Origin of the sequence: Chamaesiphon sp. (assembly GCF_041737865.1) — a bacterium.
GTDB lineage: Bacteria > Cyanobacteriota > Cyanobacteriia > Cyanobacteriales > Chamaesiphonaceae > Chamaesiphon.
Genome location: NZ_JBGSQZ010000288.1, coordinates 1 through 16,296, shown reverse-complemented (window position 1 = coordinate 16,296; position 16,296 = coordinate 1). Strand labels below are relative to the sequence as shown.

Here is a 16,296-nt window from a genome sequence, read left to right as displayed (position 1 = left end):
TCCATCGCAATCGGAGCAGCGATGCGATTAGCAGCCAGAGGAGTTAGTGGTTCGCTCCATCAATTTACCCAGAAAGTAACCAACAAACGTGGGGAAGTTGTCGAATACCCAAAAGTGAACGGTACTCGTAATCTCAACAATGCCAAGCACTGGCGCTGGCAAATTAGCTGGAAGGAAAAAGTAGATGGTAAATGGCGCACCCGTTGTCGCAAGATTCCATCTACAAAGGTAGCAACAGTCAAACATCAGATCTTGAAAGGGGGAGATATCGATCGAATCTTAGAATTGCTCTAACTAGTATTCTGCAACAGTTTCAGCCAAAATTTTAGGATGTAAATTACATCCTAAAAAAATAGCTCAAAAGCAGACGGGGATAAGGTTTAAGCATATAAACACAGCAATAAACTACTATAACTGTTACTGCACAACAGTTTCAGCCAAAATTTTAGGATGTAAATTACATCCTAAAAAACGATGCCACTGCCTACTCGATCGCTTCGCGCTACTTTTGTGAAGTATAAAATGTGAGTGAGGAAATATTCAGACGGTGTTTGCAGTATACTCAAAGCGATGCTGCTGAGGTTGTTGGAGGCTGAGGGATGAACGGCGGTAATCGTTCCTGATGAGGTGCTGTTTGGCTCTTATAAGGCGCATAAAGATCTTGGTGGAGATCAAGGTTGCCTGGGGCGTATTTAAGCCCTATGCAGGGGTAGCTACAGCAATTTTGCTATTTTTATCAACACAAAAACAATCGCTACCAAACAGCATAAATCCCTCGCCCAACTAGACACACTTTTTACATCCCTACAACATCGCGCCTTTAGAGGGGAACTATAAAGTGATGCTCAGATTACGCTCCCAGAGGAGATGAACACATGAAAGCCACCGAAGCCAATCTCCTCGCCTTTATCAAAAGATCGCCCCAATTCGTAATTCCCATCTACCAGCGCACATACTCCTGGACAGATAAAGAGTGCCGCCAACTGTGGGAAGACATCCTTCGCACCGGAGCAAACGAAGACATTTCCGCCCATTTCGTCGGCTCAGTCGTCTACATCGAACGAGGACTGTATCAAGTATCCAGCCAGTCATCCCTACTCGTCATCGACGGGCAACAACGACTTACCACCATTACCCTCCTCATCACCGCCCTCGCTAATGCCCTAGAAGGTGGTGGCGAACCATTTGATGGTTTTTCACAGCGGAAACTGCGTAACTTCTACCTGCTCAATCCTGAAGAAGAAGGCGAACAGCACTTCAAACTGATTCTCTCCCAAACCGATAAAACCTCCTTAATTTCCATCCTGAATCAAACCGAATTGCCCAAAGATTACTCAATTCGGGTCACTGAAAACTTTAAACTCTTCGAGCAGTTACTCAATGAGCGCAAAGATGACTTAGTGACAGTTTGCAAGGGACTAGCCAAACTGGTAGTGGTCGATATTGCCCTAACACGCGACCGAGATAATCCCCAGCTAATTTTCGAGAGCATGAACTCCACTGGGCGAGAATTGAGCCAAGCCGATCTGATTCGGAACTACATCCTCATGGGACTCGAACCGAAACTTCAGACCAAATTGTACGAACAGTATTGGCGACCAATGGAGATAGAATTCGGGCAAGAAGCATATGTGACCAACTTCGATGGCTTCATGCGCTATTTCCTCACCGTCAAAACAGGCACCCTTCCCAACGTCGGCGAAGTTTACAACACCTTCAAACAACACGCCCAATCGCCCCAGGTAGCCGAGGCTGGCGTAGAATCTCTCGTCGCTGATATTCGGAATTATGTCCGCTACTTCTGCGCCATGACATTGGGAGCCGAACCCAATGCCGCCCTCAAAATCGCCTTTCAAGATCTGCGGGAATTGAAGGTAGATGTCGCTTATCCCTTCCTGATGGAGCTATATCGCGACTATGACCTGAAACTGCTGAGTCAGGAAGATTTTCTTACCGCAGTCAGATTAGTGGAATCCTACGTCTTCCGGCGAGTAATTTGTGCGATTCCCACTAACTCAATGAACAAAACCTTTGCCACCTTCGGCAAAGCTCTAGATAAAGATGCTTACCTAGAAAGCATCCAAGCCCACTTACTCTTACTCCCTTCCTACCGCCGTTTTCCTAGTGATGAAGAGTTTAAGCGAGCATTTGGGATCAAAGATCTCTACAAATTTCGTAGCCGCAGCTACTGGTTACGACGGTTAGAAAATCACCAGCGCAAAGAACGAGTCTCGATCGATGAATACACGATCGAACATATCCTCCCCCAAAACGAAAATCTCTCCCTTGCTTGGAAAGAAGCACTGGGAGAGGGTTGGCAACAAATTCATCAGACTTATTTGCACACACTGGGCAATCTCACTCTGACAGGGTATAACTCTGAATACAGCGACAAAGCATTTACTGCTAAACGAGATATGAAGGGCGGCTTCAAAGAAAGTCCCCTTAAACTCAATCAGGGCTTAGGTGCGATCGAACAGTGGGATGAAACCGCCATTCGCCATCGCGCCGATCTTTTATCTACAATGGCATTAGCCGTTTGGATTGCTCCAAAAGTCACACACGAAACCCTAGAGTCTTACAAATCTAAGCCTGTCAAAGCTGGCTATTCGATCGCCGATTATTCCCAGCTCACTGCTGGAACTGTGCGGGATCTATTTGAAGCCTTCCGCAAAGAAATCCTCGCCCTCGATTCATGCGTGACTGAGGAATTCCTCAAACTCTACATTGCCTACAAAGCGGAAACAAATTTTGTAGATGTCGTGCCCCAAGCTAAACGGTTGCGAATTTCTCTAAATATGCCTTTTTCCGAAATTAATGACCCTAGAGGGATCTGTAAAGATGTCTCGGCAGTGGGAAGATGGGGAAATGGAGATGTAGAAATCGGACTGGCAGATCTAGCTGAGTTACCCTATGTGATGGGATTAGTGCGTCAAGCTTTAGAACGACAGATGGGAAGTTTATAAGTGAAATTAAGTCGTAACACTAAAGTGCAATATGATAAAATCTAAGGCTGGAAGTTTTTTGAGGTACTGATGGCAGTTATTTAGGTTGACAAGTACTTCAAATCACGGAAACCATTTATACAAGTAGCTTGAATTAGTGCCACGCAAATCATCTGAACGTCGAGATTTCTTATTGCTTGAGAACAATACTCAATATTCTAACTTTAGATCTGACTTGGGAGGTGACAAATTAGTTGAGAAAATTTGCGTAGGAATTTATCATACTAATAGTCAGGAATTAATAACAACTATTTTACAGAAATTCACTAAATTTCCCAGCACATGTTTTGCATTGGAAGTAATTGATAGCTGTAAATTAAATTTATTCGATCGACCTGTTATTGTTTCAAGTACACAGTACGGATGCAAGACAAGTTTCATTCAAGGGTTAGAGAAAAGAGAATTAAATTTTTGTGTCAAGATTCGACCTTCAACTAAATTACTACTAGTTAATGGCAAAAAAGCAAAGGCTATCGATCTGATCGATCGGATAGAAGAATGGAAACTAATTAAAATTATTGAGCCTAAAACTGGAAGAAAGCTAAAATATTTAGTTGCAGATCTAGGTATTATTATTCAATCTATCAAATGTCGTGCATTTGTCGCTAAGCAAGAAGGGATATCGGGAGTTAACCGAGGAACAATAATTGGATTATCTTCTCTGTTAAATACTGATTTAACTGAATTAGTTGAGGCTCTTAGCTGGACAAATTGTATCGGTTCGATCTTGAAAAATAAAGACCGAGATTTAAGAAATTTACCTAGCTTAAAACAAAATGAATTTAGCTACTCAGGGCTAAATCTGCGGCCCAATATTACTATTGCTCGTCAACAAGAAAACGAGTTTTTAGAAAATAATTTATTAGAAAGAGAGCTAAAGTCTCCAAATTTTCGAGGAATTATTCAGTCTAAATACGATCGACTAAATATTGTTGAATTATTTGCTGGTGCTGGAGGAATGGGCTTAGGCTTTTCAATGGCAAATAATTACAATAACCTCTACAGGTTAATTCTCTCTGGAGAAGTTCATCCAATTTATGCACAGACTCTGAGACAGAATCATCAAGCAATGTCACAGAGATATTACCGTGGACAAGCGGGTTTTATGCCAGATGGGGTAGAACCTATGGATCTCAGAAGTCCCACAGCTTATGAGTCAATCAAAACCTGTGCCCAAGAAAAAGGTGGAGTTCAAATTCTCATTGGTGGGCCACCTTGTCAAGGTTTCTCTAGTTCTAATCGCAATTCAGGGGATGAATCTAACCCTCATAATCGTCTGGTTGAAGTATTTATGGATTATGTCGAACGGATTCGTCCTCCGATCGCGTTGATGGAAAATGTCCAGGGTATTGTTTGGGCTAGAAACTACGACAGTACTCATGAGAGCTTGCTTGACTATTTCACTTACCGAATGCAAAAAGCAGGTTATCTCGTTTTTAAGCGACTTTTGGATGCAGCCTGGTACGGCGTTCCTCAATTTAGGTATCGCTTTTTTGCTTTACTGATCCACCAGGATTTGGGCTATCAGGAAGAAGACTTCGATCCAGAATGGGGCGCATTCCCATTTCCTACTCATGGTGGCAAAGGTCAGTCGTATGTAACTGTCGAACAGGCTATTAAAGACTTGCCACAAGTAGAAAATGGTTATAGTCAAAGCCACATTAACTATGAGAAACTTGAATTCGTTGGCGTAGCCTCTGCTGGACGCGAGAATCAAGCAGCCATATCCAATCAATTTCTTCAATTGATGCGGCAAGGAGCCGATCCTGGAGTCATCACAGACCACATCACCTCTCGCCATGCTGATTATGTAATCGATCGATATAAAGAGATTCCACCTGGGGGCAATTGGCAGAACATCAAAGACAAGATGACCAACTATGCCGACCTAAATCGGACTCATAGCAATATCTATCGGCGATTAACCTGGTCAGACCCTTCAGTTACGATCGGGCACTACCGAAAGAGTATGCTGATCCATCCCGAACAGCACCGTGGACTCTCTCTTCGAGAAGCAGCAAGACTGCAATCTTTCCCTGATTGGTTTATGTTTTCTGGAACGACTGATGGAAGAAAAGGGGGGCTAATGCACAAACAGCAGCAAGTTGCCAATGCCGTCTGTCCACTTTTGACTAAAGCTATTGCTGAATTTATCCTCAAATTGTGACTGGATAACTAAAGCTAAGTGAAATTACTGATTTCACTATTGGAGCCAATCCGCTAACGTTGAAGCACAAGCACTTTTTGAAAACCTGGTTGCCATAGATCTCAATGCCTCTATCCGAAGCTTATATTCAGTGGAATCGAGCGATAGCTGAATACTACTTCTCAGAGGCATCCGATAATAATGATGTCTATTTGACGGTAACTCCCAGAATCCTTGGTGTCGCTATTTCAAAATATCGTAAGATGTCTATCTCTGCTGACGCAGCGGAAAGAGACTTTGTAAAGACTGTTGCAGAGGTTTATAAAACCCAGGTCAAAACTAACGGATTGCAACTTACATTCCGAACAACATACGGTCAAGATGATTCTCCCAAGTGCATTGGCTTCCTCGCGCTGTCAGTTTTAGCTGCTTATCAAATGCACTCTGATGAAGAAATTGGAGCTAATGCCTATTACAAAAGGCTGGCAAACTTGCTTGGCTGCAAGCTTGATGGGAATTATCCAGAAGGATTCGATCTATCACAATTTGAAGGGCTATGGAAATATCTTCAAAATAAGTCACCAATTGCAACTGTTAAACCAGAATCGAGTAGTAAACGCTACATTGCCTATCCACTCGCTCATGTTCCGCTACGGCAAATAGATGTTGAAAAGTTGCCAGATTTTTTTGCTACAGCGGGATATGAGCCTGAAAGTAGGGTTTCCCATGACAAAATAAATGCGGATCTCGATAGATTGGATTACGCCTTTAGTAAACCAGGAAAAGCTGCATTGAATGACAACCGCCGTAAGGTTGCCATCACGGAAATTGTTCGGGAGTTAGAATGCTGGGATGGATCTGTTAAAGAAGCAATCGACAGACGCAGTACGAAGGTTGAGATGCTACTGGAGTTTAGAAATCGTCAGCCTCAGCTTTATTATCTGCCAAGGCAACCCTTGGAATTTCCAGAAATATTTGATGATGGGGTAAATCGCTTTGAATCAAGTGAAGAAGGTTGGTATTCCCTTTTGCGAGTTACTCCCGATCGTGGAGAGGCATTGCTAAACGGCTTTGCTTGGGAATCAACTGTCGATCGAACACAATTTGTCTTGAAGCGTTCGGGAACTGGGGTGATAGGATTCGTCCCTAGCAATAATCATAGCTACTCAGGGTACTTGTCCCGTCCCAGACTAATTCGCGGGGCACCTTGTTCGGTGTTGGTACATGAGAGCTTACACGAACAAACCAATGATTATCTCAACACAATAACTAGTTCTCGATGTGAAGCTAGAAGTCATCGAGAACTACCAGAAGGTTGGTGTTTATTCTCCGATTTGAGGATCGAACGTTATCCAGAATTTCCACTACCACCTGAACTATCTACTCTTGATATTGAGTCTTATGTTGACATTATCACCGTCGGTGGATTGAAGCTGGGGCGTAGAAATGCTTGGTTACTGGGTGCTCATCCTCGTTTGATTGTGACAGGACTGGAGACAGGACAACAGCCCACGATCGATGGACAAGCTGTTGCGATTACAGGTGATGGCTTACTGGTTGATGAAGATAATGCTCTCTCCAGACCAGGTATCCATACGATCGAGATTGGCTCTTTCTCTAAACAAATTGAGATGATTGAGCCTGAAGTAAGCAATGTTTCAACAGGCTGGGTTTTCGATCATCCTAATACTTCTCATCAGATAGCTCTACCTCAAGGTGCTTGGCAGTTGATTGGTGCAACACCTGGGGAATTGTTTGAGGCTAGGTCTGATGTTTGGAACGGATTTATCGCCGACTGTCCGTTTCAGCCGATCTGGGCAGTCAGCATTACCAAACATTTACAGATGCTGGAGAATAATTTATCCCCCATCGAATTGGATGAGATAGTACCAGGTTTTAAAACTCTAAGAATAAAAGAATTTAGCCCTAGAAAGTGTAACCTAGATTATCCAGCTCTCAAAGTTATTGCTGGGCGTTTAGGGTGCGATATTAACGATCTAGCTCAATTAGACAACAAAGATTTTTTGCATTTTATCGGGAAAGATATTCCAGTGAAAGTGCTTTCTCTAGTTCCTAAGCCGCCAGCTTTCCAGAGAACCAAGTCGATTTCACGAGCACAGAAGAGTGTTGAGAAGTGGGTCTCTTTTATCCACAACGCTGGAGTGTGTGAAGTAGAAGTTACGTCTATTTATTCAGGATTGAGTCTAGACGAACTCGAAATGAACTGGCGAAATTATACCTGTGGAGCATCGATCGTTAAAAAAATTATCTGGGGAAAGAAACGCTAATGAATTTTGATGTTCTACTTTACTGGATGACTCATCTAGGCGAAGGCTCTTGGGTAAGTTTCCGCAAGGCTGTTCGGGAGTTGGCTCCAGAGCAAGCTGAATCAAGCGATCTCTGTCATAATCTTTGGTTCCACCTTTCCGAACTTGGACATGTTGATTTTTTCGTAGATAAATCTCAGAGATGGAGAGTTCGATCGCCGATCTTGGGCGGACTTGTCGATCGACCTGAGATTGCTTTACTGTGTGGAGGTAGAACCCCAAAACTGTTAGCAGCGATCGAGAAAGCAAGCACAGAGAATCATTGTCAGTTTTTAGTAATTCCTAGTAATGATTCTCCATCTCAAATTCAAGTTGAAGGCTCTGAAAAAGCATTACGAGCCGTTGCTAATTCAAGTGGGGTGCAGTTTGTTCCAAGCCTAGCTACAACCTTAGTCGGCTCTCTACTTTCAATCGATCGACAACTAGATAAAGCCACTGAAGAACAAGCTCCTCACAATTGGGCTGTACGCTCGTTTGATTTACAGCAACAAAGGTGGGTTGACAATATCCTGCCACAAACTGCTCGCGAATATTCTTCAACTTACGGGCAACGTCGCTATTTTGTTGCCACTTCAGAAGATCGACTCCTTGCTTTGTCAAAGCGTGAGTCTATATATGCAGCCGCTATGCTACGATATATCCTTCTAGCTAGATATAATTCTGATATCCATACTCTATCGGTACCCAGTGCTGCACGTCTACCTGAGAATTTCTCTCGGATTGCTTGTCTGTCATCAGGGAAGCCGAGCCGATATGAGAATGGAAATCTTGTGTATGAAAGTCTGTGTCCGAATATTGCTGCTTTACTTCTGGTTGGTACCGGACAACCTTTCCCCAGCCTGAAGTGAAGTAAATAGTTACTTGAAAATGATTGGGGAAGCTGATAGGATGAACGATCCATTTAAGGTGTTTGATGAAATCCGGCGAACTTACATCCGCTACCTTAATAGTCCATTCCGACTTCGTTACGAACAACTGATGAAAGAGCGTGAAGCTCTTTTAGATCGAGATAACCAGCTTTATCGATATCCAATCTTTGAGCCGTTTGCGCCATATCAATCGTCAGGGTATACGGTTGCTCAAGCTTGCGAACAGCTTGGGATACATGAGGATGCTGCTAACTTCATGACATCTGGTGATGGTCTATTTCCAAAGGATCGGGAGATTTACGCTCACCAATACGCAGCTCTGAATCTTTCTCGCCAAGGCAAAGCTGTTGTCATCACTTCAGGGACAGGTTCTGGGAAGACAGAGTGCTACCTATTGCCCGTTTTCGCCTACCTTGCTGAAGAGTCAAGGACATGGGCAAATCCTCAGCCATTACCTGCCAAATGGGACTGGTGGAACCATTCTAGGCAATCAAGGATTTCTCAACGAGCGCATGAGCCAAATACTAGATCGAAGGCAGTTCGTGCCCTATTTCTCTACCCTTTGAATGCCCTAATTGAGGATCAACTGACCCGAATCCGTCGTGCTTGTGATAATCCAGCAGCTACCCAATGGAGACAGCAGAATCGAAATGATAATCGGTTTTGGTTTGGGCGATATGTGGGTGCTACGCCTGTTTCTGGGCCACCCAGTATCATTAAAGATGGAAAAAATACATCAAATAGTGACAAACTAAAACCACGTTTAAAGGCAGTTTCTAATGATTGGGCTAATGCTCAAGCTTCTGCCGTATCAGATCCAGATATTCTCTACTATTTTCAAAATCCTAACGGATCTGAAATGTGGTCGCGCTGGGACATGCAAGATGCTCCCCCAGACATTTTAATTACCAACTACAGCATGTTAAATATCATGCTGATGCGTAGTCTAGAGCGTGATATTTTCAAGAGTACGAAGAAATGGTTGGAAGAAGATCCCACTCATATTTTCCATTTGGTTGTAGATGAACTTCATACTTATCGGGGTACTCCTGGAACAGAAGTAGGTTATTTGTTACGAGCATTCTTAAATCGAATCGGCTTGAATCCCGATCATCCACAACTCCGAATAATTGCCACTAGTGCATCCATTGAAGACGATGATGAAAGTCGCCAATATCTGGAGGATTTTTTCGGTAAGGATCAAAATCAATTTGAAATTATTTCTGGTCAACGTCGCACCTACGATCTTCCGGTAACAACCGGATATCCTCTTCAGGTACATCAACAAGCCTTTGTAGATTTAGATCGAGCACTAGATAGAGGAGAACAGGATTTGACTTTAGAGATTGCAGAGGACTTTGCTAAAGCTCTTGAAGTCACACCTACAACCCAAATCCCTTCTCAAATTATCAATGAATGTTTGTCTGCCGATCGTGTTCGGGCATTTGGTATCCTCATGCAATCTACAAAAATAATCCAATCCAAAGACAATCAGCCTTTTACCGTTCAAAAAATGGAAGGGGTTTTAAGTCTGGCAGAGGTTGTATTTGGAAATTCCAAGGCTGAAAATGCTGCCAGAGGATTGGTTCGTTCTCTAGTAGCTGCTCGAAATGCTCAGGATGAAGCCCCCTTACCTCTGAGAGCACATTACTTTTTCCACAATGCTGGACGGATCTGGGCGTGTGTGAACCCTAAATGTTCTGGACATACGGAGACAACTGACTCATCAGATCCTGTACCTGTTGGCAAGCTTTTTACAGAGCCGCGTCCCAGGTGTGATAAGTGCGGAGCTAGAGTTCTCGAATTACTTTACTGTCAACCTTGCGGTGAAGTCTTTTTGGGCGGCTACAAACGAGAGGATTCAGAAAACCCCAATACGTGGTATTTATCACCTGACTATCCGCAGCTAGAAAAAGTACCCGATCGCGCATCCTCATTGGCGAGAAATTTCGGCGAGTTCATGGTTTTTTGGCCTGCTAATGGTAGACAGATTATCAAGCAGACTCACAGTAAACCTACCAGATGGCAGTGGATAGAAGATAAGACTCCAAACTATCAGTGGCGACCTGCATCACTTGAGCATATAAATGGAAGACTAACTTTTAATCCTGGTATGACAGGATCTACAGGAGGGTATGTTTTTATTGCACCAGTTGGCGAGGCTAATGCCTTTCCTTCTAAATGTCCACACTGCGAAGCAGACTATGCAAGGAAGAAGATAAATTCATCTATTCGCGATTTAGGATCGGGTTTCCAGCGAATTATGCAGGTTTTATCTGATGCAATGATGCGGCAGATGTCCGATGACAAAAGGAAATTAGTTTTATTTTCGGATAGTCGAGCCGATGCTGCAAAACTTTCCACAGGTATTAAACGAGATCACTATTTAGATGTTGTTCGTCAGCTTGCATATGGGCAAGTTGTGCTTGAGGCATCATCAGCAAAGACAAAATTTGAGAAAAGTTTAGATCTATATCATTTAGCATTAGAGTTTTACCAGTTGCAGTTGGATTTAATGAAGGGAATCCTTTCTAATATGCAACGATGGCAGGAGGTACAATCCTTACTGCCACCTGAGATAGTGGGGATTGTCAGTACTTTTGCTGCTCAGGGAGGGAATGGAACGACCCCTGATATTCTTGCCCCTCCAGTCGAATCTGGTGCTTTTGTTCGTTTGACATTTAAGGCTCTGATGGATGCTGTTAGATCGGGATTATTAGAACAGGGGATGAATCCTGGTGGGACAGGAATATCTGTCAAAGAATATAAACCTAAAGAAGGTCGAATACGTGTTTGGAATGAATTAATTGATTGGAGTCAATTACCTTGGATTTACAAAGATGAACTTGAACCTATTGACAAAGATTTGAGAGATACTATTGAAAAAGAACTCAAAGAATCTATTGTTGAATTAGTTTTATTTGCAGGCGGTGCTCGTGATTTTGAGTCCTTGAAATTGGGCTTCCTGTGGGGGAAGTTCCCAGCCCCTGTTAGTATTACCGAACAAGTTGCTACATCTGTACTGCGATTACTTTTGCAACGGCGACGTTGGGATGAATCTGAAAAGCAAGGACAGGTTAATACTCCTGGCTATATCAATCGATATCTGGATGCTATTACTGCTCTTAATGGGTTAGACAAACAGACTCTTGAATCAGACGTGAAATCTATTTTGGGAAGTGTTGTAGAGCAATGGATAGTGAAACCTCAATCGATGGATTTTCTCAGCCCACAACCCAATAATGATGGGACTGATATCTATAAATGTGGGCGTTGTGGACGAGTTCACCTCCACCCTTCAGGCGGAGTTTGCACCAATTGTTTCAATAATTTACCTACTCAACCAGTCACCCAACGACCAAATCCTGATGAATATGATTACTACGAATTTTTAGCTCGAACTAACCAAAAACCTTTCCGTCTCAACTGCGAGGAACTGACGGGACAAACTGATGCAGACGATCGACGCAAGCGGCAACGCTATTTCCAAGAAGTTTTCATGCAAAACGAACAAGCTCAAGTTTGCGGAGTCGATTTGCTTAGTGTCACAACCACAATGGAAGCTGGGGTCGATCTTGGCTCCCTACAAGCGATCGGGATGGCAAATATGCCACCTGTAAGGTTTAACTACCAACAACGAGTCGGTCGAGCTGGTCGCCGCCGTGGATTTGGAATGTCTGTTGCACTTACTCTCTGTCGGGGTCGAAGCCATGATGAATACTACTTTGAGCGACCTAATTTAATTACAGCGGAGCCACCACCAAAGCCTTATGTAGATGTCTCCCGCGAGGAAATTGCCCGACGAGTTGTGGCAAAAGAAACCTTACATAGAGCTTTCCTAAATATTCCGCTTCCTTACTCAGGTGAGAGTGTGCATGGAGAATTTGGAGCAATCGGAGACTGGTCACAACATCGTTCTGTCGTAAATAATTGGATTCAGACAAATCCCACTCAAGTAGAACAAATTTGTCAAACAATTAACAACCGCACATCGATTTCTACTCAAAATCTGATTGACTATATCCAAAATGAATTGGTGCAAGGTATCGATGGAATCGTCGAGCAATTTTCTACCACACCACGATCGCCTCTGAGTGAGAAGTTAGCAGCTAACGGAATTCTGCCTATGTTTGGATTTCCGACAGGTACTCGATATCTTTATCATGAGGAGCCAAAATTCGATTCCTCTCGTGGATGGCCACCGACAGGGGTAGTAGATCGAGAATTAGAAGTTGCCATTAGTCAGTTTTCACCAGGTGCTCAGACGGTAAAAGACGATCGACTTTTGACTGCTGTTGGAATATTTAACCCTTATCCACAGGGGAATAGAATTGTTTACGAACCAGATCCTTTAGGCAATCCCGAACAAGTTGGAATTTGTCGTCAGTGTCAAGCTCTGGAACCGAAGCCTAAAGATGGGGGGTGTCCATATTGTGGTGCAGCTCTTGGAAATGATGGTTATAGGATTACTAACATTAATCAACCTCCTGCCTTCACTACTTGGTGGGAAATTAAGGCTGAGTATAAAGGAGCTTTTGAGTTTACTCCTCGTGCATTACGGGCAAGATTGGGAACTACCCCAACCGATCTTCAACAGCATCAAAACTTTGAAATTCGCTGTATTTCGCAGGCTAAAGTTTATCGAATCAATGACAAAGATGGTCAAGATTTTGAGTTTAAGAAGATTCTAAATGAGCATCGTTGGATCGATGAAGAAGGCTTTGAACAAGCACTCTCAAGTTTAGATATATCGCCTCAAGATCGTACTCGTTTTCCACGTCCAAAATTCGATACCCAAGTTGACCCTCTTATTAGAGCGTTAGCAGATATTTCCACAACAGATGTTTTAGTTGCAGGCATCCAAGACGTACCTGTGGGGCTAAATCTCAACCCCAGTTACCCTATGGGTAGAGCAGCTTGGTACTCGTTTGGTTTTATGGTTAGACGGGCAGCAGCCGTGAAGCTCGACATCCAAGATTCAGAGTTGGATGTTGGAATCCAACCATTCGCTGACTTTAATAGTCCGTTTGAAGCTCCATCTGCTCGGATTTTCATCTCAGATAATCTGGAAAATGGCGCGGGATATAGTTCCTGGCTGGCAGACAAAAATAAATTTGAGAAGTTGCTACGTTTCATCCTAGATCCAAAAAAACGGTTTTTCCCACCATTAGTTAGCCCTACTCATAGACAAGAGTGTGCCACTTCCTGTCATCGCTGCTTGCGGGAATTTGGCAATATGGCTTTTCATCCGTTACTAGATTGGCGACTAGCACTCGATATGGTGCGATTGGCACTAGATCCAAATGCACAAATCGATCTGAACTATGATTACTGGGCTGATTTAGTCGAGCCGACGGCTGAAGCCTATTTTAAGGCACTAGAACTAACATATGACCCCAATGATACTCTAGGCGGATTACCGTTCGGATTGGATGACTGGAACAAGGAAGCCATAATCCTGACTCACCCGCTTTGGGATAAGTACGAGGCTAACTTCCACCCAGAGATGGCAGCAGCTTATGCAGCAGCAGAACAACGAGGTTTGAAACCTAAGTTCAGACCGATTTTTGATGCCATCCGATTCCCCTATGAGTAAGAGGATTTTATGAAAATTCCCCAAATACCAACCGTTCAAACAATTTCTCATTTTACTCCTAGCCTTTATGAAGCGGCACTACGTTGTAAGGCACTAGCAATTTGGTCAGCTTTTGGCGAGCGAAATACCCTCCCACAAAGTTCAAATGCAATTCTGGGGTCTTGCTTCCATAAAGTTCTAGAACTGGCAAACAAAGGACAGTTTCCCCAGGACAAAAAAGCCTGTTATGATACCGCTCGGCAGGTATTTGAAGAACAGGTGCAATTGCAGTACCAGAATGCCCATCCCCTGCTCAAGTCAAAATTCAGATCGATCGATCGACTTCCCTACTACTATCTTTTCCGAGAAAGAGCGGCACTTCATGCTACCGATATTGCCCTACAAAAACAGCCATCTACATCCCCAGGAATCTCAAAACCATCTGGAGGGGCTGAAGTCTCTCTAGTATCCCGTGATGGATTAATTCAAGGCAGACCAGACTATATTAATGTTGCCGAATCCGAAGTTATAGATTATAAATCTGGGACTAAAGCTGAAGTTGTTGGGACAGAGCTATCTGGTTCTGAAATTCGGCAATTACGTTTATATGCTCATCTGTGTTTAGAGAATGACATCCAAATTTCTAAAGGAAGTATTGTTAGAGGAAATAATCAACATGCAACTTTGACGATCTCACATGAAGATGCTCGTACAGAAGGTGCTGCTGCACGAGTATTGCTTGCAGAATTAAACGCTGCGGCAGCTCATCAAACATTTACAGAGATGGCTGAACCATCGCCAGAAAACTGTAAAGGTTGTTCGTGTATTCCGCTATGTGAAGCTTTTTGGGAACAGGCAACACCAGAGTGGGCAAATGAGTGTGGATTGCATCTGGAGGCAGAAGCGGTCGAGCCTCCTAGCCCCTCAATAAATTCTGCTTCTAGAGTCATTACTCTTCAAACCAATGCTATCCGAGGTACTTTTTCTCCTGCTCAAGTAACTATCCAACAGATTCCTGAAAATTGGTTGATGCTAGATGGAGAAAATCTCCCAGAAGTAGGTGATGTCATCAGGCTTATTAATGCTAAAGTTACGAACTCTGGTAGTTCATCAGTTGTTGGAGTCGATAAATTTTCAACATCAATTTGGATGGTTTAGGGATTAGCAGAGTAGGTTCTAATACTTCTGATTTATACCCAAAAACTAGCCAATAGCAACCAACTCAATACAAATGTACATACAAAACTAGAATTAAAATTAGAATTAATTGTGCTTTTGTACTCTCTAAAAGTCTATGTAGAAAAAATATTTTTCTGGCTAACTATCAATCAGAAATTTGACAACCTCTGAGAGTAATTTTACAAAAGCCAGTAAATCTCACATAGGATTATGGGTAGAAATTACTTGATCGGATACAAAGATTTAAAGCGATTTATCGATCGACACTACTACATTTAAACACTCATCCCGTGAGATAATTTACCGACTTTCTTCGACTGGCTAGATTCTTGCTGAGGTAAATAGGTATTCCGATAGTTAGCTTTTGCCATCGCTTCAGCCTCAGCAATCGTCCACTGTGGCTCTAAATTAGGAGTTTTCGTCCCGTCATCAAACTGCTTGACGAACCCCATATCCCCAGTTAATTGAGCGACAGTTTTGGCGATCAGGAAACAGCAAGCTACTGGTTGAAGAACTACCTGTTGTTCCGAAAACCGAATTGTCACCCAGTTCGCTGCTGAGAAAAACTTATCCCGTTGCTCATCCTTCCCCTGGTCGATGCAGTGATGGGGTTCCCCTGTCTTGTAGACGTAGGGTTCATCAATCTCTAGACAGAAGCTCAAACCCGATGGTAAAACCAGACAAAAATCGGCACTATAAACCAGATCGCTATTGGGAATACTAAAGGTGTAGCTAGGCTTGAGCGTAGTTCCAAAGTATTTCTGGAGATACTTGGCAAAATCTGCCTCTGAAGCTCCAACTTGAGCCGTAGAGACACCTATAGGTGGCTTGACTCGATCGATTAAAATCGGTTGCCAATCGGCTACTTGCCACTCTTTAACTTCGATCGTTTGAAACTGAGGTGCAGCAGGTGCGGTCTTTCGCTGTCTGGCGGCAATGGCAGCTTCTTCGCTATCCATCTGTTTTCCCAGGAAGACCAAGGCGAGTGCCATTACCATCACACTTGCTACCGCAATCCCATTGTGAGTATAAACATTGAGAAACCGCAGCACGATCGCCATCACAGCCGCTAGAAATGTTAGGGCTAGATATTTAACCTGGAGAGAATAGCCATGCGCTGGAGCCGAAGATCGAGTAGGAACAGATCGATTCTCAATCGGTACGAATTTCTTCACGATTATCTGTCTGGGCAAAT

6 protein-coding genes and 3 pseudogenes are annotated in these 16,296 nt (G+C 43.3%); 8 read left to right on the top strand and 1 reads right to left on the bottom strand.

All coding sequences use genetic code 11. The annotated features are described in order from the left end of the window. The 8 genes and pseudogenes from ACEW9J_RS22190 to ACEW9J_RS22155 form a co-directional block, all read left to right on the top strand. Positions 1-294: pseudogene (locus ACEW9J_RS22190) on the top strand (hypothetical protein); the annotation flags it as partial. Between the two features lie 273 nt (positions 295-567). Further along, positions 568-742: pseudogene (locus ACEW9J_RS22185) on the top strand (DNA methyltransferase); the annotation flags it as partial. Between the two features lie 133 nt (positions 743-875). After that, positions 876-2,966: a DUF262 domain-containing protein gene (locus ACEW9J_RS22180; RefSeq protein WP_373547254.1), complete on the top strand. Its 2,091-nt coding sequence runs from the start codon at positions 876-878 to the stop codon at positions 2,964-2,966. 136 nt (positions 2,967-3,102) lie between these two features. Continuing rightward, on the top strand, positions 3,103-5,172 hold the full coding sequence (locus ACEW9J_RS22175) for a DNA cytosine methyltransferase (protein WP_373547253.1): 2,070 nt from the start codon (positions 3,103-3,105) through the stop codon (positions 5,170-5,172). Positions 5,173-5,276: 104 nt separating this feature from the next. Then, on the top strand, positions 5,277-7,439 hold the full coding sequence (locus tag ACEW9J_RS22170; protein ID WP_373547252.1) for a hypothetical protein: 2,163 nt from the start codon (positions 5,277-5,279) through the stop codon (positions 7,437-7,439). Then, entirely contained in the window at positions 7,439-8,326 is an 888-nt protein-coding gene (locus ACEW9J_RS22165) for a hypothetical protein (RefSeq protein WP_373547251.1), read from the top strand. The genes ACEW9J_RS22170 and ACEW9J_RS22165 overlap by 1 nt, the downstream gene beginning before the upstream one ends. A 40-nt stretch (positions 8,327-8,366) precedes the next feature. After that, positions 8,367-13,943: a DEAD/DEAH box helicase gene (locus ACEW9J_RS22160; RefSeq protein WP_373547250.1), complete on the top strand. Its 5,577-nt coding sequence runs from the start codon at positions 8,367-8,369 to the stop codon at positions 13,941-13,943. Between the two features lie 9 nt (positions 13,944-13,952). Further along, a complete protein-coding gene (locus tag ACEW9J_RS22155) occupies positions 13,953-15,080 on the top strand; it encodes a PD-(D/E)XK nuclease family protein (RefSeq protein ID WP_373547249.1) in 1,128 nt (375 codons plus the stop codon). Between the two features lie 296 nt (positions 15,081-15,376). Here ACEW9J_RS22155 and ACEW9J_RS22150 read toward each other — a convergent pair. Beyond that, positions 15,377-16,296 (bottom strand): annotated as a pseudogene (locus ACEW9J_RS22150) (hypothetical protein); the annotation flags it as partial.